The following is a 20,528-nucleotide window of genomic DNA, read 5'->3' on the forward strand; positions in this document are numbered from 1 at the left end:
CTTACTTTTCAATTGAATATAATAAATAATAGAAAAGACAAAAAGAAAACGGCAACACATATGATGACACCATTTTCGATTTCTATTTACACTTAATTAATTTATCCATTTTACGTAAAAGTACACACTTATTGAACATAAATTTTTACATTTTATAACTATATCAGAATACCATTTCGAAATCAACCTTTTATACTTTTCAAAATATAATATCCTTTACTCTTAGCTATAATTTCTACATTGCCAAATAGTTCTTCTATTTTCTTTTTAGCTGAAGGCATACCTTGCTTTTTTTGAATGACGACATAAAGTTCACCCGTAGTCTTGAGTCTGTCAAACGCTTGTTCAAAGATTCGATGAACAATGTCCTTACCAGCTCTAATAGGGGGATTAGTTAAAATGTAATCAAAGCACTGATGATTGACAGCAGATAAACAATCGCTTTCTATAATCGTTACATTATCCACTTGATTTTTCGTCTTATTCATTTCTGCCAACGCCAAGGCTCTATTGTTAATATCCAACATTGTGATTTGATGGTGTGGAGATACTTTTCCTATTGCTAAACCGATAGGACCATATCCACATCCTACATCCGCGATGGTTTTACTTGGGCCTGGAGGATGTTCTTTTAAAAAAGTTTTAATTAGTAAGTCAGATCCAAAATCTACATTATCTTTTGAAAAAACTCCAGCATCAGTAGTAAGCTCTAGTTGCGCATTTTTAATTTGATAACTAATTCTTTTTGGGTTACTTTTAACATCAGGTTGTTCATCATAATAATGACTCATTTCTTCACCTCTATTTTTATCATTCAATCCAAAAGCATTTAGTATGCTTGTATTAATTAATTGAAAAACCCCGTTATTAGAATAACGGGGTTTTAACTTCTCAAAGAATTCAGGTTGTATTTGCATTGAAATCTATATTAAATAGGTTAAACATACATTTTCAACCTAACTATTTAATTAGAAAGTAGAAACTATTTTAATTCTACGCTAGCTCCAACTTCTTCTAATTGTTCTTTAAGTTTTTCAGCATCTTCTTTAGGCATAGCTTCTTTAATTACTTTAGGAGCTCCATCTACTAATTCTTTAGCATCTTTTAATCCTAAGCCAGTTGCTTCTTTAACTGCTTTAACAACTTTAATTTTTGAAGATCCAGCTGAAGTTAATTCAACATCAAATTCAGTTTTTTCAGCTGCTGCATCTCCGCCACCAGCTGCACCTGCTGCTGCTACTGGAGCTGCTGCAGTTACACCAAATTCTTCTTCAATTGCTTTTACTAAATCGTTTAATTCTAATACTGACATTTCTTTAATTGCTTCAATGATTTGTTCTTGATTAGCCATTTTATATTTCCTCCATTAATTTAATTTTTATGCGCAATTATTCAGCGCTTTCTTCTTTTTGTTCTCCAACAGCTTTAACTGCATAAGCGAAGTTGCGTACAGGTGCTTGTAATACAGATAAAAGCATAGATACAAGACCATCGTGTGAAGGTAATGAACCAACTGTTTTAACTTCTTCAGCAGAGATAACGTTACCTTCCATAACGCCTGTTTTAACTTCTAAAGCTTCATGTTCTTTTGCAAATCCTGCAATAACTTTTGCTGGTGCAACAACATCTTCAGTAGAAGTTGCGATTGCTGTAGGACCTGTTAAGAATTCATCCAAGCCTTCGATACCTGCTTTTTCAGCAGCACGACGAACCATAGTGTTTTTGTATACTTTATACTCAACACCTGCTTCACGTAATTGTGAACGTAATTCAGTAACTTCTGCTACAGTTAAACCACGGTAGTCAACGATAACTGTTGAAACTGAATTTTTAAGTTGTTCAGCGATAGTATCGACTTGTTGTTTTTTTGCTTCAATGATAGCAGACATTCAGACACCTCCATTTAAATTTATTGGGTGCTTTTTTTAATCACAATAAAAAAAGCACTTTCTACCCACGGCAAAAAGTGCTTGAAAGATCATTAATCATCACGTTCAAGTCAATTTTAGCCTCGGTAGGATACTGTTTTAAGTTATTAATAACTCCTACTGTCTTAGGTAAAATAATCACAAGTATTAATATAACTGCTTTAGTATAAAAAGTCAACAAAAAATTACAGACTAAAATCAATAGTTAGTCTGTAATTTGTTTTCTATTTAAAATTTATAGTTTGAAAGATGAAGTATCAACTTTTACTCCAGGACCCATTGTTGTTGTAACAGCAACAGATTTGAAGTAAGTACCTTTAGCAGAAGCTGGTTTAGCTTTCGCTAATACATCTTGTAAAGTTCTGAAGTTATCAACTAATTTTTCTTCATCGAATGACACTTTACCAATTGATGCATGTACAATACCTGCTTTTTCAGCACGGTATTCTACCTTACCAGCTTTGATTTCTTCAACTGCTTTTTTAACATCCATTGTTACAGTGCCAGTTTTAGGGTTAGGCATTAAACCTTTAGGTCCTAATACTCGACCAAGTTTACCAACTTCACCCATCATATCAGGTGTAGCTACAACTACGTCGAAATCAAACCAACCTTGTTGGATTTTTTGTACGTAATCTGCTTCACCTACATAATCTGCACCTGCTTCTTCAGCTTCAGTGATTTTATCGCCTTTAGCGAAAACGAGTACACGTTGTGATTTACCAGTACCGTGTGGTAATACTACTGCACCACGGATTTGTTGGTCATTTTTACGTGTATCAATTCCTAAACGGAATGCAACTTCAACAGAAGCGTCGAAATTAGCAACGCTAGTTTCTTTAGCTAATTTGATTGCTTCTTCAACACTATAGTATTGAGTGCGGTCAACTTTACTAGCTGCTTCTTGATACTTTTTACCTTTTTTAGCCATTTATAGTTCCTCCTTTAGTGGTTTTAGCGGAATTTCCTCCCACATTCACTTGCGCCTTGCAAGTTAAGAGCAGATAACAGATGAACGTTAACATCACTAATTTGCAATGTTAACAAACCAATAGACAATATTCATTGTATACCCTATCTGTTACCTGCTTTTTATCGTCTAAATTAAGTTTATTTCAAATTAATTTAAAAAGTTTCGCTTTATTATTGTACAGTGATACCCATGCTACGTGCAGTACCTTCAATAATACGCATTGCCGCTTCTTCGTCTGCAGCATTTAAGTCTTGCATTTTTGTTTGAGCAATTTCGCGTACTTGATCTTTAGTTACTGTTGCAACTTTAGTTTTATTAGGTTCACCAGAACCTTTTTCAACACCAGCTGCTTTTTTAAGTAGTACTGGAGCCGGTGGAGTTTTTGTAATGAATGTAAATGAACGGTCTTCATAAACACTGATTTCTACCGGAATGATTAAACCTGCTTGTTCTTGCGTACGAGCATTGAATTCTTTACAGAATCCCATAATGTTCACACCTGCTTGACCTAATGCTGGACCAACTGGTGGTGCTGGATTCGCTTTACCTGCAGGAATTTGCAATTTAACTACTTTTTCTACTTTTTTAGCCACGATGTGCACCTCCTTGATATCGTGATGTGGTCACAGGGCTTAGTTTTGCCCTCCCACTCTTAAACATTTCGTGACGAAATGAGCGCTATAAAAGCGCGACCACATTATTTTAACACTCATATTGATAAAAAATCAATAGTAAAATTTCAACTTTGCTAACTACGCTATTATTATTTGTTTTATTTTATACATTCATAACGCTTGTTTATGTACATCCATCACTTATAAATAAAGGAATATACTTTTCTAACTTATAATTCTATTTTCTTTTAATGAATATCTTTCTTAAATCTATTCAAATGTGTTTTGAGTGAATTTAAACAAAATAGTTTTATAATTTTTCAATTTGGTCAAATTCAACTTCTACAGGTGTTTCACGACCAAACATATCAACAAGTACAGTAAGCTTGAATTTATCCGCTTCAATCTCTTGTACTTCTCCAATTTGATTAGCAAAAGGACCTGATTGGATACGAACTTGTTCCCCAACATCGAGTTCAACATCTATTGTTTTCTCTTTAAGACCCATTTGCTTAAGAATGAAGCGTACTTCTTCAGGAAGTAGAGGGTTAGGTTTTGATCCTGCACCTGCAGATCCGACAAATCCTGTTACTCCAGGAGTATTTCTAACTACATACCACGACTCATCTGTCATGATTAACTCAACTAATACATATCCAGGAAATGTTTTCTTCACAAGCTTTTTAGCTTTCCCATCCTTAACTTGAGTTTCTTCCTCTTCTGGTATGACAACTCTAAAAATTTGTTCAGTCATATTCATAGATTCTACTCTTTTTTCTAAATTCTTTTTAACTTTATTTTCATATCCTGAATAGGTATGTACAGCATACCAACGCTTAGCGCCTACTTCTTCAGACATGTCTTCACTCCTAACCTAAAAATAATTGTTTTAATGCATTAATTCCTATGTCTAAGGCATAGAAAAAGACTAAGAAGAATATCACTGTTGATACAACTATTATTGTATATTTAAATAATTCTTCCTTAGTTGGCCAACTCGTCTTTTCCATTTCTGACTTAACGCCTTTAAAGAAACTTTCTTTTTTAGCCATCATAAGACCTCCACACTCTATAACTTTCTAATGAAAGTCATACTCAATTAATTGATATCATCTTATTTCGATTCTTTATGAACTGTATGCGCGTTACATCTTGGACAGTATTTTTTTAAAGTAAGTCTCGTTGCTGAGCCTTCCTTTTTAGGAACATTGTAATTCCGATTGCCACAATTCTCACAATTCAAAGGTACTTTCTTCACAATTATTCACCTTTACTCATTATAATACCAATATACTATACATAAGTATTGTATTAAATGTCAAACTTATGCGCCACGCTATAATTTCCTCACCATACAGTATACTATTTGCATATTATTTTCTTATTCAAAACTTCTTTTAAGTTTACATTTACTACGTTGAATCGCATTATAAACAACTTTGGATTCCAAATTTAAAACCATAGCAATCTCCTTTGGCTTGTAATCATTAAGTAGTAATCGAATGATACGTCTTTCCATTCGACTGAGTTTGACTTCGCTTCTTTTAAAAGCTAATGTTAATTCTTTTCTAATTATCGATCTTTCTATATCGTTTAATGCCAAAGTAGCGTTATATTCAACAATGTATTCATTAACAAGTAGAGGTTGACGTTTATAATTCGCTTTTACTTTTCTAAGATAGTCATATTTAACCGAACGAATTAAAAAATAAATATAGTGTTCTATTGGTACACCTTGTTGATAGTCGAATTTTTGCAAGGCACGGTAGAATTTAATAACAATCTCTTGATACATGTCTTCAATGTCATACTTATTATGGGAGATATACCTTATTTTATTGTAAATCAGTGGCTTTAGCTCTTCTATTAAAGACTCAAATAGTTCTTCAGAAGATTTATTTTCTGTTTGCGATAGACACAGTGCTGTATATTCATGTTGCTGTTTATTCAGATTCATATATCTAACCTTTCGAGTAAGTTGAAATTAGTTTATATGAAATCTATCTAAAATCACAACAGAGCAAAATTAGTCTTTTTTCTGATTGCCACGTCTAATCTTTTCAAATTCTTCAAGTATCTCATTAGATAACGGAATTCTAATTCTTGGTTTCTTTTCGCTAAAATCATCAAGTGACTTGTTAACAACAACCTCATTTTCTTTTAATTCACGCCACATTTCTCTTGAAGAAATACGATATGCACCTGAACCAAAAATAGCATGTTGTTCACTCATATCACTTGTTACAACGGTAATGTGTGTCGTGTGTTTATTATATAATTCATACACGTAGCGTTCTATAAAACTATCTGCAGTTTCTTTTTCTTTAGTAAAGATTGTTTTGACACCATGATAGAAGTATTCCCTTTCTATCCCTGACTGTTCATAGGCATCAAATACACAGACAATTTCATCTGCTATTAATGCATTGTAGTTGGCAATTGTGTCTAATAATTGCTCTCTAGCTTCTTCTAAATTCTCTTTAGCAACAGTGCTAAGTGTTGAGGATTGGCCAATCATATTGTAACCATCTATAATTAAGTATCTTTTCTTCATGACTTTTCCTCTAACTGATGACGTTTACGATATACTTCATACATCATTAAACTTGCAGCCACAGACGCGTTCAAGCTATTGACATGTCCAACCATTGGAATCTTAATATGAAAATCACACTTATCACTCACTAAACGACTCATACCTTGCCCCTCACTACCTATTACAATACCTAGTGACATATCTGCTTGTAAATCTCTATAATCCGTTGCATTATTAGCTTCTGTCCCCGCAATCCAAAAGCCGTTGTCTTTTAATTCGTCGATAGTTTTCGAAAGATTAGTAACCCTTATAACCGGAACATGCTGAATCGCTCCTGTAGAAGCTTTTGCAACGGTCTGTGTTAGCGCAACTGATCGTCTTTTAGGTATAATAACCGCATCAACACCAGAAGCATCTGCTGTTCTTAATATAGAGCCAAGATTATGCGGGTCTTCTAAACCATCTAAAATGATAACAGTTGAATAACGGGCTTTTTTCTTTTGTTTTTGTAAAAATTCATCGAAGTTTGCATATTCATATGGGGCTACTAAAGCAGCCACACCCTGGTGAGGTGCATTTGCTAAAAAATCTAATTTAGATTTTGGTACCGTTTGTACAATTAATTTTTGTGATTTTGCATTTTTTAAAATGTCGTTAATTTGTTGCTTTTTTATACCGTCTTGAATCAAAATCTTATTTATGGCGTGACCTGATATAATTGCTTCTTTAACTGCGTGTCTACCTACTATCACTATATCTTCCACATTCACACTACCTTTCATCCACTATCCTAACAATTGTTTCTAATAAGTTTTCTAATCGTTCTGATTGATGGTCTAAATATAAAAATCCGATAACAGCTTCTAACGCTGAACTTTTACGATAAGTTTGAATGTCAGTATTTTTAGCTTTTGTATAACTTTTAGCGTTACGTCCTCGTTTTAAAACACTTAGCTCTTCCTCTGTAAACCAGTCAATATCTAACAAATACTCTAAAGTCTTAGCTTGACTTTTCGCTGAAACGTAACTTTTCGATACTTGGTGCAAACGATGAGGTTTACTTTGTAATTTTAGCACGATATATTCACGCACATGTTGATCAAGTACTGCATCACCCATATATGCCAATGTTAAAGGATTAAGAAGTTTTACGTTCATATGTTTAGCCACGTTTAAATCTTACACCTTGGGGGGTATCTTCTAAAATGATATGACGTGCTTTTAACATATCTCTAATTTCATCTGCTCGAGCGAAATCTTTATTTTTACGTGCTTCATTACGCTCCTCAATCAATTGTTCAATGTCTTCATCTAGTAACTCTTCAGTTTCTTTACTCTTAAGTGGTACACCAAGGACGTCACTAAAAATGCTGTACACTTCTTTAAATCTATTTAAAACTTTTGTTGAAGTTGTATTTTCTAATACATATTTATTTGCAAGTTTAGCTAAGTCATACCATGCAGTTACTGCATTAGCAGTATTAAAGTCATCATCCATTACCGTTTCAAATTGATTTAGTATTTTATCTATATGTTGTATATATTCTGATTGTTCTTCCAAATCTGAGGCAATTTGTTCTCTTTCCTCAATTAACTTGTAGCTATTACGTATACGTTCAAGACCACTTCGCGCCGCACCTACTAATTCTAAATTGTAGTTTATTGGGCTACGATAATGCACACTAATCATAAAGAATCGTAATACGTCTGGATCGACTTCTTTAATGATATCGTGAACTAAAATGAAATTTCCTAGAGACTTACTCATTTTCTCATTATCAATATTAATAAAACCATTATGCATCCAATAATTTGCGAAAGGTGCATGATTATGAGCCTCTGATTGAGCAATTTCATTTTCATGATGCGGAAATTGTAAATCTGAACCACCTGCGTGAATATCTATTGTAGACCCTAGTTCATGATAAGCCATTACTGAACATTCAATGTGCCAACCTGGTCTACCTTTACCAAATGGACTATTCCAACTAATTTCACCTGGTTTAGCTTTCTTCCATAAAGTAAAATCTAGCGCATCTTCTTTTTGTTCTCCAGCTTCAATACGAGCGCCAACTTTCAAATCATCTAATGATTGATGACTTAATTTACCATATCCATCAAATTGACGTGTTCTAAAATAGACATCACCGTCACTTTCATATGCATAACCTTCATCTACTAATTCTTTAATAAAATCAATAATTTCACCCATATGATGCATCACACGCGGATTAGATGTAGCCTTTTTCACATTCAAAGCACCAACGTCCTCATAAAAAGCTTTAATATACTTTTCAGCAATTTCAGGAACACTTTCATTAAGTTCTTTAGAGCGATTAATGAGTTTATCATCAACGTCTGTGAAATTAGAAACATAGATGACTTCATATCCCTTATATTCGAAATATCTTCTGACTACATCATAATTAATAGCTGGTCGTGCATTTCCAATATGAATATAATTGTAAACTGTTGGCCCACATACATACATTTTGACCTTACCTGGTTCAATGGGCTCAAACGTCTCTTTCCGACGTGTTAAGGTATTATATAATGTAATCATCTTGAATCTCTCCATTCTTAGCTTTTTCAAGCTGTCTTTCTAAGTGTTTAATTTGTTCGTAAAGTGGATCAGGTAAGTTACGGTGATCAAATGTTTTACCAATACGTCTACCTTCTTGTTTAACAATGTGACCTGGTATACCTACTACAGTTGTATAACTAGGAACAGACTGTAATACTACGGAATTAGCTCCAATATTCACATTTGATTCAATTTTTATATTACCTAATATCTTAGATCCAGCTGCTATCAAAACATTATCACCAATATCAGGATGGCGTTTTCCTTTTTCTTTGCCTGTACCACCTAAAGTAACTCCTTGATAAATAGTAACATTATCACCAATTGTACATGTTTCTCCAATAACTACACCCATGCCATGGTCGATAAATAAACGCTTACCGATTTTTGCACCTGGATGTATTTCAATTCCGGTAAAAAAACGTGATAGTTGAGAAATCATTCTGGCTGCTACATAGCGTCTATTTTTATATAATTTATGGGCAATTAAGTGACTCCAAACTGCATGTAATCCAGCGTAAGTAGTTATTACTTCTAAAGTCGAGCGCGCTGCAGGATCCTGTTCAAACACCATCTTTATATCGTCTCTCATTCTTTTTAACACGAACGTCTCCCCCTCAGTCTAATCAAATTAATTTCAACACGTTTAAATCACTATGCGGAATATCATCGGTATCATAAGTTTAAAAATATGAAAAGAGCACCTCTAACATTTGTTGCTAGAGGCGCTCTCGCACGGTTCCACTCTTCATTTAATAGCAATACTCATATTTGATTTATTACTATTCTCATCTCAATTATTTATTTTTATTAACAAAGGTGCATTCATTAATATTTATGATGTGCTCACAGCTACCGCACACTCTCTGACACATAAACATTTAACTACTAATCCTTTGAATCACTTTATATTTATAATCATATGTTGTCACTTGTAAAATTTCAAGTCGTAAACACTTTATGACTTAATATTTATTTAAACAAGGTTTTTTAAGCGTGACAATACTTTATCTTTGCCTAATACTTCAATTGTGTTAGGTAATTCAGGACCATGCATTTGTCCAGTAACAGCAACACGAATAGGCATAAATAATTGTTTACCTTTAATACCAGTTTCTTTTTGAACTTCTTTAATCATTTTCTTAATTTCAGTTGCCTCAAACGATTCTAAAGATTCTAATTTACCATATAAATGGTTCATTAGTTCTGGCACTTGTTCTCCTTGTAATACCTCTTGTTCATCTTTTCCAAGTTCCGGCATTTCATGGAAGAACATTTCTGATAATGGAACAATTTCACCAGCGTAACTCATTTCTTTTTGATACAACGCTATTAATTTACGTCCCCATTCTCTATCCTTTTCTGATGGGTTTTCAGGTATAAGATTAGCCTTGATTAAATGAGGTAATGCAAGTTCGAATACTGTTTCTGTATCTTTTGTTTTCATATACTGATTGTTAACCCAAGCAAGTTTTTGTCTATCGAACATAGCTGGAGACTTAGACAAGCGTTTTTCATCAAAAATCTTTATAAATTCTTCTTTAGAAAAGATTTCCTCTTCACCTTCAGGTGACCAACCTAACAATGTAATAAAGTTAAATAATGCTTCTGGAAGATATCCTAAGTCACGATATTGCTCGATAAATTGTAGGATTTGACCATCTCGCTTGCTTAATTTTTTACGCTCTTCATTAACAATGAGTGACATATGACCAAAACGAGGTGCTTCCCATCCAAATGCTTCATATATCATTAACTGCTTAGGTGTATTTGAAACATGGTCATCACCACGTATAACATCTGATATTTGCATATAATGATCATCTACGGCAACTGCAAAATTATAAGTCGGAACACCATCTTTTTTTACAATTACCCAGTCTCCGATATTGTCAGATTCAAAGGAAATTTCTCCTTTAACCATGTCATTGAAAGTATATGTTTGATCTTTAGGCACACGGAAACGAATTGATGGTTTACGCCCTTCCGCTTCGTACTGTTGACGCTGTTCTTCTGTTAAGTGCGCATGTTGTCCACCATATCTTGGCATCTCTCCACGAGCAATTTGAGCTTCACGCTCTGCTTCTAACTCTTCTTCAGTCATATAACATTTATATGCTTTGTCTTCCTCTAATAGCTGTTGAATTAGTGGATTATAGATTTCTGCACGTTCAGATTGACGATAAGGTCCAAAACCTTTATCTTTATCGACAGATTCATCCCAATCCAAACCTAACCATTTTAGATTATCGAATTGTGAAGATTCACCATCTTCTAAATTACGTTTACTATCTGTATCTTCGATGCGAACAACAAAATCACCATTATAATGTTTAGCAAATAAATAATTGAATAATGCTGTTCTTGCATTACCAATATGCAAATATCCTGTTGGACTTGGCGCATATCTTACTCTGATACGTTCACTCATTATTTTCACTCCTACTATTAATTGTGTGGATAATAAATAGCCAAATATTAATTAAAATACTTTGCAAATTATACATCAGTAAAATGATAACTATGACCACTATCAAAATATGCAAATAAATGCGGTAGTTTATTGTAAGTGGTTTAATTTTAAAAAAGTTATTCAAACGATAAAGATACCCTAAAGTATACCTTGATGAATAACTTGATTAAATATTGAATATTCTAATCCACCTAATATTTCAATAATATTGTAGCACTTAAAGGACTCTTTGATAAGTCACATGTTTAATATGCATAACCTTGTTAAATAAAATCAATTTGAAATATTCCACTTAAATATAGTACCTAAATTCGTACGATACGTTTCACATGAAACCCTTATTCTAACAGAGATAATCTATAAAATTTCAGTCAACAAATTTCGCAAAAACAATTCTTCCTGATGATGTTTGTAACAAACTTACGACCTCTAAATTAACTTGTTGACCAATGTAACTCTTCGCGTTATCAACAACCACCATTGTACCATCATCTAAATATCCTACGCCTTGTCCTGGCTCTTTACCTATCTTCGTTAATAAAATACTTAACTGGTCGCCTTGATGTACATTAGGTTTGATTGCTTCCGATAAATCATTAACGTTGAGTGCTGTAATTCCTTGAACGTGACATACTTTATTTAAATTAAAATCAGTCGTAATCACATGTGCATGATACTGTTGTGCTAATTTAATTAATAATGTATCTATATCACTATGGGATTGAGTTGGATGTATAACGCGTGTAGGATAATCTAAATCATAAAGTTGATTCAAAATATCTAATCCTCTTTGACCTTTTTCACGTTTCACGCTATCTTTAGCATCCGCTATAACCTGTAATTCATTTATAACGCCTTGTGGTATCAATATATCACCATCGATAAATCCGCAACGTATAATATCTAATATCCTTCCATCGATAATGGCACTTGTATCTACAATCTTAGGTGTCGCTCTTCGTATATTATTAGACATGGAACGTGCCATATTCTCTGGTAAAAACATAAGCATTTCATCTCTTTTTTTCAGACCAAATTGAAACCCTAAATAACATAAAATAATAGTGATTATCATAGGTACAAAGTGATTTAATATGGAATTACCTATCATTTCTAAGATAAAAGAAACCATCACTGAAATAAATAAACCAATAATTAAACCAATTGTAGCAAATAATATTTCTACCGCACTACGTCTCATGATTAATTGTTCAAATTGTTTAAAAGCATATGTTACTTTATTAATGAACAATCCAAATATTATAAAAAATATAATGATCCCTATGAAACCATCTACATAATAATTAGTGATAACCGCATGGTGATGAATGCCAAGATCTGTAACAACTTCGGGTATAATTATAACACCAAGTGCTGCACCAACAATGATATAGATTGCTACAACAATTGCTTTTGTTATATTCAATTTATAGCCTCCTTCCATTGATGTTATATCCTAGTATGGCTTAACAATATGGCTTATCGCTGTTTTGAATGTAATGCATATTTCAAAGCTTCATGTACTGATGAAACACCAACGACTTGGATGCCTTCTGGGAATGTCCAACCTCCAATATTTGTCTGTGGAATAATAGCTCTTTTAAACCCTAGTTTGGCCGCTTCTTGAACACGTTGCTCTATGCGAGATACTCTGCGTACTTCACCTGTTAATCCAACTTCACCCACAAAACAATCTAATCCATCAACAGCTTGATCTTTAAAACTTGAAGCTGTCGCAACAATAATGCTTAAATCAACAGCAGGTTCTGTTAATTTGACGCCACCTGCTACTTTAATATAGGCATCTTGTTGTTGGAGTAAATAGTTTTCCTTTTTTTCTAGAACCGCCATAAGTAAACTTAATCGATTATGATCTATACCTGTAGCCATTCGTCTAGGATTATTAAATGTTGTTGGTGTAACAAGCGCTTGGACTTCAATGAGTAGTGGTCTTGTTCCTTCCATAGTGGGGACGATTGTAGAGCCCGGAACATTTGTAGAACGTTCTTCTAAAAACATTTCAGAAGGATTAAGTACACCTTTTAATCCACTTTGCTTCATTTCGAAAATCCCCATCTCATTTGTAGAACCAAATCTATTTTTTACTGCTCTAAGGATACGATATGCGTGATGCTCATCTCCTTCAAAATAAAGAACTGTATCAACCATATGTTCCAATAATCTTGGTCCGGCGATTTGTCCTTCTTTTGTTACGTGTCCCACAATAAATGTGGCAATATTCATTTGTTTAGCAATGTTCATTAAACTCTGCGTACTCTCTCTTACTTGTGATACCGATCCAGGTGCGGAACTAATTTCCGGATGATAGATTGTTTGAATCGAATCAACAACAAGTAAGTCAGGTCTCTCTTCTTTTACAGTTTGATGTATCACTTCTAAATCAGTTTCAGCTAAAACATTAAGATGACTAGAATCTTCTTCTAAACGATCAGCGCGCAACTTAGTTTGATTAATAGATTCCTCACCAGTAATATATAAAACATTCTTATTTTGTGACAGCGCAGCACAAATTTGTAGCAATAAAGTCGACTTACCAATACCTGGGTCTCCACCTATTAGTACTAACGAACCACTTACAATACCTCCACCTAAAACACGGTTAAATTCCTTTGATTCTGTAAGTAATCTAGGGGTAGCTTCATGCTTAACACTATTTAACTTTTGTACCTTACCTGCTGTTTCTTTTGTTTTTACACCATGTTTAGGATGAGCAACCTTTTCTACTATTTCTTCCATTTGATTCCACGCACCGCAGTTAGGGCACTTGCCCATCCACTTAGGAGATTGATAGCCACATGCCATACATTCGAATATTACTTTTTTCTTGGCCATTGAGACACCTCCGATTTAATATGAACAAATCTATTTTAAACTGACAAGTTGAATCTGACAAATTAAAATTAAATAATGATGTTGATAACACTTATAAGTCTATAACCCTTTCATAATATTTCTATAATGAACCTATAACATTCATCATATGCTTATCTGTTTAAACATTCTGGCAATTATACTAATGATGATTCAGCAAAAATATAAGTAAAATTTTAAATTGATTTACCTCATTCATTGTTTATTATTATATATTTAAGTGATTATCTTAGTATAGAAAATGCCTGAGACAATGATTGTCCCAGGCATTTTATTTATTGGCAATTGACAACCGAGTTGAACTTGGGCTAATCTCAATTTTCAACTCTAGTCCTCATTACCAAGTGAGACAGCGAATTACTTACGCTTTCTATCTCACTCTTCTTAATTTAATATTTAACGTTATAATTGTAGTAACTCAATATGCGAAATTAAAGTTATAATAATTTAATTATGATTCTGTTGTTTCTTTTTTAGCTGTAATTTCATGAATATCATACTTAAATTCTTTACCATCATGATCAATTGTTACTTCTTTACCTTCAATTTTATTTCCATCTAAAATCAATTCGCTTAAATTATCTTCAACCGTTTTTTGAATTGCTCTAATGAGTGGTCTAGCACCATATTCAGGATCATATCCTTCTTCTGCAATTTTTTCTTTCGCTTTATCAGTAACAACAATATTAATATTTTGCTCTGAAAGACGGTGAGTAAGTTTATTTACCATCATTGTAACAATTTCTTTTAATTCATCTTTTGTAAGTTTGTGGAAGACAATAATGTCATCAACACGGTTTAAGAATTCTGGTCGGAATGAATTTTTTAATTCTTTCATCATTGTTTTTCTGACAGTTTCGTAGTCACTACCTTCTGAAGCACCTCCAAAACCAGCAAAGCGTTGGTCCTGTAATTCTTGAGCTCCCACATTAGAAGTCATAATAATCACAGTATTACGGAAGTCCACAGTACGACCTTTAGTATCTGTTAAATGACCATCATCTAAAACTTGTAGAAGAATATTAAATACGTCAGGATGTGCTTTCTCAATTTCATCAAATAAAATCACAGAGTATGGTTTACGTCTAACTTTTTCAGTCAATTGACCGCCGTCATCATGTCCTACATATCCTGGAGGTGCACCAACTAATCGACTGACAGCATGTTTCTCCATAAATTCACTCATATCTACGCGAATCATTGCATCGTCTTCACCAAACATAGATTCAGCTAAAGCACGAGCCAATTCAGTTTTACCCACACCTGTAGGTCCTAAGAAAATAAAACTACCGATTGGACGTTTTGGATCTTTAAGACCAGCACGAGCTCTTCTAACAGCTTTACTAATTGAATTGACAGCATCGTTTTGTCCAATGACACGTTTATGAAGTGTATCTTCAAGATTCAATAAACGATCTGATTCAGTTTCATTAATTTTAGTTAAAGGAATACCTGTCCAACCAGCTATTACTTCAGCGATATTTTCTTCAGATAAGGCAGTATCTAAACCACCTTGTGCATTTTTCCATTCATTTTTAGCATCTTCATATTGCTTTTCAAGTTTAGATTGCTTATCTCTTAAATTAGCGGCATTTTCAAATTCTTGAGCATGAACTGCAGCATCTTTTTCATTTTTTACTTTATCAATTTCTTGTTCAATCTCTTTTAAATTACTTGGCGTTGTATGACTTTTAAGTCTAACTTTTGAACTTGCCTCATCAATTAAGTCAATGGCTTTATCTGGCAAGAAACGATCTGAAACATAGCGATCACTCAATTTAGCAGCCGCTTCTAAAGCTTCATCTGAGATATTAATTCTGTGATGAGCCTCATAACGGTCACGTAATCCTTTTAAGATTTCAATCGTGTCTTCAACTGTAGGTTCATCCACTTGAATTGGTTGAAAACGACGTTCTAATGCAGCGTCTTTTTCTATATTTTTACGATATTCATCTAATGTTGTGGCACCTATACATTGCAATTCTCCACGAGCTAAAGCAGGTTTTAAAATATTAGATGCATCAATTGCTCCTTCTGCGCCACCAGCGCCAACTAAAGTATGAAGTTCATCGATAAATAGAATAACATTACCAGCTTGATGGATTTCCTCCATAACTTTTTTCAATCTTTCTTCAAATTCACCACGATATTTAGTGCCAGCTACGACTGTACCCATATCTAATGACATTACACGTTTGTCTTTTAAAGTTTCTGGTACTTCATTTTTAACAATTGCTTGCGCAAGCCCTTCAGCAATTGCTGTTTTACCAACACCGGGTTCACCAATTAGCACAGGATTATTTTTAGTACGACGACTTAAAACTTCAATTACACGAGTAATTTCTTTATCTCGTCCTACGACTGGATCTAACGTTCCATCTTTAGCAATAACAGTTAAATCTCTAGCTAATCCATCTAAAGTAGGCGTGTTATTAGACTTATTAGCTTGCGCATTTTTATTACTCATTTCTGGACTTCCTAAAGCTTTTACAACTTGGGCACGTGCTTTAGTAATATTTAAATCTAGGTTTGCAAATACACGTGCTGCAACACCTTCATTTTCTCTAATTAAACCTAATAGTATATGCTCTGTTCCTACAAAGTTATGATGTAGCTTTCGAGCTTCATCCATAGACAGTTCAATTACTTTTTTTGCTCTCGGTGTATAATGTAGTGTGCCCATTTGCTCTTGACCGTGACCGATAAGTTTTTCAACTTCTTCGATGACTTTATCTTCAGTAATATTAAAACTTTCTAATACCTTTGCTGCTATACCTTCTGGCTCTTTCATTAAACCAAGCAAAAGATGTTCTGTTCCAATATTAGAATGGTTCAAACGAATTGCTTCCTCTTGTGCATGTGACAACACACGTTGTGCACGCTCTGTCAATCTACCAAATAACATGTATAAATACCTCCTATTTTATATGTTCTCTTAATAAATCAGCTCTTTTTTCATTTACTGTTCTATTATCATCGTCATCTATTAAAAATGGTGACTGTATTGCTACCATTAATTCATTAAATTTAAAATTTTCAAGCAAAATATAATTCAAATCAATACCTAGTTTCACTTCGCTCAAACGATATGAGGCTTCTTCCATAGAAATAATTCTACTGTTTTGTAGTACACCTAATGATCGATAAACTCTATCCAGTGTCTCTACAGAATTGTGTTTATCAAGTCTTTCTCTTATTTGCTTTTCTTCATTTATAATTTGATTTACAACTTCAGTTAAGTTATCGATAATGTCTTCTTCTGTTTTCCCTAGTGTAAGTTGGTTTGAAACCTGATAAATGTGACCATATACTTGTGACCCTTCTCCGTATATACCTCGAATTGTAAATCCAAAACGATTAATTGTTTGTGCAATTCTGTTCATTCTTTTCATAATGGAGAGTCCAGGTAAATGTAACATCACACTTGCACGCATTCCTGTACCAATATTAGTAGGACAGGTAGTTAAATATCCTAAATGCTCATCATAACTAATGTCTAACGCTTTATCTAATTCATCATCAATTTTAGAAGCGCGTTGATATAAATCCTTTAGCGATAAATCAGTTCCTAGAGCCTGTATTCGTATATGATCTTCTTCGTTTATCATAACACTTACCGATTCATCATCATTTAACATTACTGCTGAAGCAGGTTGTTTCACTAGTTCAGGACTCACAAGATGTTTCGCAACCAATTTCATTTTACTTTGTTGATCCATCGTATCTAATCGATTTAAAGTTAAGTTGGAAAGCGCATCTTGAACTTCATTTATCACTCGATATCCTTCTTGCTCTGAAGGGAACATAAGTGGGTGGACATGGTTTTCAAGATTTCTAGCTAATCGAATTCTGGAAGAAATAATAACAGGTGTCTCCTCAGACATCTTCATCCACTCACTAATATTAGTATGGATATTACTCATCATGAGACACCTCGCTCTCACTTTTTAAAGCTTTAATTTCATCACGAACAATCGCTGCCTCTTCAAACTCTTGACCATCTATCAATTTATTTAGATATTTTGATTTTTCTTCAATTTGCTTTTTTATTGCAAGTTTCTTATACGATGATTGTGGTGTTTTTCCTACATGTTCAAATTGACCACCTTGAACACGTTGAACTATATCAATGATGTCTTCTTTAAACGTAGCATAACAATCAGCACACCCAAGCTTACCAACATGTGCAATATCCTTAAGTGTCATCTGACACGTTGGGCATTTTTTTTCTTCTTTAAATGCCATCTCATGAAAATTAATACCATGTTTTGCAGCAAGGTGTTGAAGTATCTGTTTCACTACAAATGCTTCTTCTATATCGTCTTGGTGTGTATGATACGTATTATCATCGTTAGAATGTAACCAGGGGTTTTCTCCTTGGGCACATACTGAACATACCCATTTTTCATGCGTACTATCTATACCTTTAACAGTAAGTTTAACTTCCGCTTCATTAAAATGGCAATTTTCACAAAGCAATTTTAAACACCTCACCTAACCTAGTAATAATTAATAACTGGTAGTAATCGTTTTAAGATATTAGCTCTAATAATATCGCGTGCAACAACATCCATTTTTAAAGTTTCTCTATCAATAATGGTCTGTATCATTTTAGCTTCTCTTTCATTGATCAAACCTTTATCTAACAAACCATCTATGACATAATACCCTTGTTGTTGAGAAATAGATGGACCTATTAATTGTAGTAAGTGATTAATATAACCTGTAGCATCTTTATTTTCAATTTTAGTGATTCGAATGTAACCACCGCCACCACGTTTACTTTCTATTTCATAACCATGTTCATTAGTAAAACGTGTCTTAATAACATAGTTAAGTTGAGAAGGAACACAATCGAAACGTTGAGCAATATGAGCGCGTTGTATTTCTACAACATCTTCATCTGCTTCTTCAAATAACCGCTTAATGTATTGTTCTATGATGTCGGACATATTGTGCATAGATATCACCTCTTTTTTGACCTTCTTTGACTATATTATATGACCATCTTTGACCTTTTTCAACCAATTTGATTTTAAAATTTCAAATTAATGATGTTAGCGTGTTCATTTTGTTGTATGATAGAAAATAGAAAAAATTTAAAGGAATGAAGAAATATGCATATTGTGATTGGGATATTAGGAATCATTTTCTTTTTAGCACTCGCAGTTTTATTTAGTTCAGACAGAAAAAATATTCGCTGGCGATATGTTGGATTGCTATTAGTAATTCAACTAATATTTGCATTTATATTACTTAAAACTAATTTGGGAATTTCAGTTATTGGGAGTATTTCAGATGGTTTTAATTATTTATTAGCTAAAGCAGCGGTCGGTGTCAATTTTGTATTTGGTGGCTTTAAATTTATTGATCCTAAACAACCACCATTCTTCTTTAGCGTTTTGTTACCTATTGTTTTTATTTCAGCATTGATTGGTATATTACAATATACACGAATACTTCCACTAATTATTAACTTACTGGGATTTTTAATTTCAAAAATTAATGGAATGGGCCGTTTAGAATCTTACAATGCGGTCGCGGCAGCAATTCTAGGACAATCTGAAGTCTTTATCTCATTAAAAAAACAATTACCTTACATACCTAAACAACGCTTATATACATTAACTGCTTCAGCGATGTCAACGGTATCAGCATCAATTATAGGCGCTTATTTTACACTTATTGAACCAAAATATGTTGTTACTGCAGTAGTGCTTAACTTGTTTGGTGGTTTTATCATTGCATCTATCATTAATCCTTATAAAGTCAATGAGGAAGACGACAAATTATTAATTGATGAGAACGAAACAAAAAAACAATCTTTCTTTGAAATGCTTGGGGAGTATATACTAGATGGATTTAAAGTAGCAGTTATTGTAGGCGCTATGCTGATAGGTTATATTGCAATTATTGCTTTATTAAATGGAATGGTGAGTGGAATCTTAAGCTTTATGTCTGGTGGTGCTATTCAATGGAACTTCCAAACGCTTATTGGATTTATTTTTGCACCTTTCGCTTTCCTAACTGGAATACCGTGGCAAGATGCAGTTCAATCTGGTTCAGTAATGGCTACAAAATTACTATCTAATGAATTTGTAGCAATGCAAGATTTAGGTAAAGCGACTGGATTATCGGAACATGCTAAAGGAATTACCTCTGTCTTCTTAGTATCATTCGCAAACTTTAGTTCAATTGGTATTATTTCAGGAGCTATTAAATCATTGAATGATGAAAAAGGTGACGTTGTTGCTCGTTTCGGAATAAAATTATTATTTGGTGCAACACTTGTTTCGTTTATATCAGCGGCTATTGCAGGATTCTTTATCTAACATACGTAGATTTAAGCAAGAGTAACGTTTTTGTTTCTCTTGCTTTTATTTTAATTCAAATCGTAAATGTTCACTCATCAAAAATACATTTTTCTAAATTTCGAGCTTCTTCAATGACACTCAATCTGCCAATGTATTGAAAAAGCCTGTGTTTGTCCCAGCCTCTTTCCTACGATTAGTCAAGTACTTATAATTA

Annotated in this window: 22 protein-coding genes and 1 other annotated feature; of the genes, 1 reads left to right on the plus strand and 21 read right to left on the minus strand. The window is 33.5% G+C overall.

Annotation, left to right across the window (positions count from 1 at the left end):
* Positions 1-182 precede the first annotated feature (182 nt).
* The 21 genes from HMPREF2576_RS00890 to HMPREF2576_RS00990 all read right to left on the minus strand — a co-directional run bounded on the left by HMPREF2576_RS00890 (position 183) and on the right by HMPREF2576_RS00990 (position 18,961).
* A complete protein-coding gene (locus HMPREF2576_RS00890) occupies positions 183-791 on the minus strand; it encodes a class I SAM-dependent methyltransferase (protein ID WP_002494716.1) in 609 nt (202 codons plus the stop codon).
* A 191-nt stretch (positions 792-982) separates the two neighbouring features.
* Positions 983-1,351, minus strand: a complete 369-nt coding sequence (gene rplL, locus HMPREF2576_RS00895) for a 50S ribosomal protein L7/L12 (protein WP_001832283.1) — start codon at positions 1,349-1,351, stop codon at positions 983-985.
* Positions 1,352-1,388: 37 nt separating this feature from the next.
* Positions 1,389-1,889 carry a 50S ribosomal protein L10 gene (gene rplJ, locus HMPREF2576_RS00900; RefSeq protein ID WP_002470425.1) on the minus strand — a complete coding sequence of 167 codons (501 nt, stop codon included), beginning with the start codon at positions 1,887-1,889 and terminating at the stop codon, positions 1,389-1,391.
* A 39-nt stretch (positions 1,890-1,928) separates the two neighbouring features.
* Positions 1,929-2,076 (minus strand) — a sequence feature (ribosomal protein L10 leader region).
* Positions 2,077-2,163: 87 nt separating this feature from the next.
* Complete coding sequence (gene rplA, locus HMPREF2576_RS00905; protein WP_001832314.1) at positions 2,164-2,859, minus strand: 50S ribosomal protein L1; 696 nt, start codon at positions 2,857-2,859, stop codon at positions 2,164-2,166.
* Positions 2,860-3,071: 212 nt separating this feature from the next.
* Complete coding sequence (gene rplK / locus HMPREF2576_RS00910) at positions 3,072-3,494, minus strand: 50S ribosomal protein L11 (protein ID WP_001832298.1); 423 nt, start codon at positions 3,492-3,494, stop codon at positions 3,072-3,074.
* A 331-nt stretch (positions 3,495-3,825) separates the two neighbouring features.
* Entirely contained in the window at positions 3,826-4,374 is a 549-nt protein-coding gene (gene nusG / locus HMPREF2576_RS00915) for a transcription termination/antitermination protein NusG (protein ID WP_001832303.1), read from the minus strand.
* A 10-nt stretch (positions 4,375-4,384) separates the two neighbouring features.
* The gene (gene secE, locus HMPREF2576_RS00920) at positions 4,385-4,567 is read right to left on the minus strand and encodes a preprotein translocase subunit SecE (protein ID WP_002438679.1); all 183 of its coding nucleotides are present in this window, start codon (positions 4,565-4,567) and stop codon (positions 4,385-4,387) included.
* Between the two features lie 62 nt (positions 4,568-4,629).
* Positions 4,630-4,773, minus strand: a complete 144-nt coding sequence (gene rpmG, locus HMPREF2576_RS00925; protein ID WP_001832285.1) for a 50S ribosomal protein L33 — start codon at positions 4,771-4,773, stop codon at positions 4,630-4,632.
* A gap of 123 nt (positions 4,774-4,896) precedes the next feature.
* Positions 4,897-5,472 (minus strand): sigma-70 family RNA polymerase sigma factor, encoded by a 576-nt coding sequence (locus HMPREF2576_RS00930; protein WP_002445734.1) that lies wholly within the window; start codon positions 5,470-5,472, stop codon positions 4,897-4,899.
* 69 nt (positions 5,473-5,541) lie between these two features.
* Positions 5,542-6,069: an NYN domain-containing protein gene (locus tag HMPREF2576_RS00935; RefSeq protein WP_001832317.1), complete on the minus strand. Its 528-nt coding sequence runs from the start codon at positions 6,067-6,069 to the stop codon at positions 5,542-5,544.
* Positions 6,066-6,815 carry a 23S rRNA (guanosine(2251)-2'-O)-methyltransferase RlmB gene (rlmB, locus tag HMPREF2576_RS00940; RefSeq protein ID WP_002494715.1) on the minus strand — a complete coding sequence of 250 codons (750 nt, stop codon included), beginning with the start codon at positions 6,813-6,815 and terminating at the stop codon, positions 6,066-6,068. Before rlmB ends, HMPREF2576_RS00935 begins: the two co-directional genes overlap by 4 nt.
* A 7-nt stretch (positions 6,816-6,822) precedes the next feature.
* A complete protein-coding gene (locus HMPREF2576_RS00945; protein WP_002469321.1) occupies positions 6,823-7,209 on the minus strand; it encodes a Mini-ribonuclease 3 in 387 nt (128 codons plus the stop codon).
* A 4-nt stretch (positions 7,210-7,213) separates the two neighbouring features.
* On the minus strand, positions 7,214-8,614 hold the full coding sequence (cysS, locus tag HMPREF2576_RS00950) for a cysteine--tRNA ligase (protein ID WP_002470429.1): 1,401 nt from the start codon (positions 8,612-8,614) through the stop codon (positions 7,214-7,216).
* The gene (cysE, locus tag HMPREF2576_RS00955) at positions 8,598-9,227 is read right to left on the minus strand and encodes a serine O-acetyltransferase (RefSeq protein WP_002438669.1); all 630 of its coding nucleotides are present in this window, start codon (positions 9,225-9,227) and stop codon (positions 8,598-8,600) included. Before cysE ends, cysS begins: the two co-directional genes overlap by 17 nt.
* 384 nt (positions 9,228-9,611) lie before the next feature.
* Positions 9,612-11,066, minus strand: coding sequence for a glutamate--tRNA ligase (gltX, locus tag HMPREF2576_RS00960; protein ID WP_002438667.1), 1,455 nt, complete (start codon positions 11,064-11,066; stop codon positions 9,612-9,614).
* Positions 11,067-11,475: 409 nt separating this feature from the next.
* On the minus strand, positions 11,476-12,534 hold the full coding sequence (locus tag HMPREF2576_RS00965) for a PIN/TRAM domain-containing protein (RefSeq protein WP_001832313.1): 1,059 nt from the start codon (positions 12,532-12,534) through the stop codon (positions 11,476-11,478).
* A 53-nt stretch (positions 12,535-12,587) separates the two neighbouring features.
* Positions 12,588-13,961 carry a DNA repair protein RadA gene (gene radA / locus HMPREF2576_RS00970; RefSeq protein WP_002438664.1) on the minus strand — a complete coding sequence of 458 codons (1,374 nt, stop codon included), beginning with the start codon at positions 13,959-13,961 and terminating at the stop codon, positions 12,588-12,590.
* Between the two features lie 490 nt (positions 13,962-14,451).
* Positions 14,452-16,905: an ATP-dependent Clp protease ATP-binding subunit gene (locus HMPREF2576_RS00975; RefSeq protein WP_070856573.1), complete on the minus strand. Its 2,454-nt coding sequence runs from the start codon at positions 16,903-16,905 to the stop codon at positions 14,452-14,454.
* Positions 16,906-16,918: 13 nt separating this feature from the next.
* Positions 16,919-17,926, minus strand: a complete 1,008-nt coding sequence (locus tag HMPREF2576_RS00980; RefSeq protein ID WP_002438663.1) for a protein arginine kinase — start codon at positions 17,924-17,926, stop codon at positions 16,919-16,921.
* On the minus strand, positions 17,916-18,479 hold the full coding sequence (locus HMPREF2576_RS00985; protein ID WP_002469112.1) for a UvrB/UvrC motif-containing protein: 564 nt from the start codon (positions 18,477-18,479) through the stop codon (positions 17,916-17,918). Before HMPREF2576_RS00985 ends, HMPREF2576_RS00980 begins: the two co-directional genes overlap by 11 nt.
* Before the next feature lie 20 nt (positions 18,480-18,499).
* Positions 18,500-18,961 (minus strand): CtsR family transcriptional regulator, encoded by a 462-nt coding sequence (locus HMPREF2576_RS00990; RefSeq protein ID WP_001832288.1) that lies wholly within the window; start codon positions 18,959-18,961, stop codon positions 18,500-18,502.
* 156 nt (positions 18,962-19,117) lie between these two features.
* On the opposite strand from HMPREF2576_RS00990, the gene HMPREF2576_RS00995 reads away from it, so the two are divergent.
* A complete protein-coding gene (locus HMPREF2576_RS00995; protein ID WP_002438658.1) occupies positions 19,118-20,332 on the plus strand; it encodes a NupC/NupG family nucleoside CNT transporter in 1,215 nt (404 codons plus the stop codon).
* Positions 20,333-20,528 lie beyond the last annotated feature (196 nt).

Origin of the sequence: Staphylococcus sp. HMSC063F05 (assembly GCF_001837075.1) — a bacterium.
GTDB classification, from domain to species: Bacteria; Bacillota; Bacilli; order Staphylococcales; family Staphylococcaceae; genus Staphylococcus; species Staphylococcus epidermidis.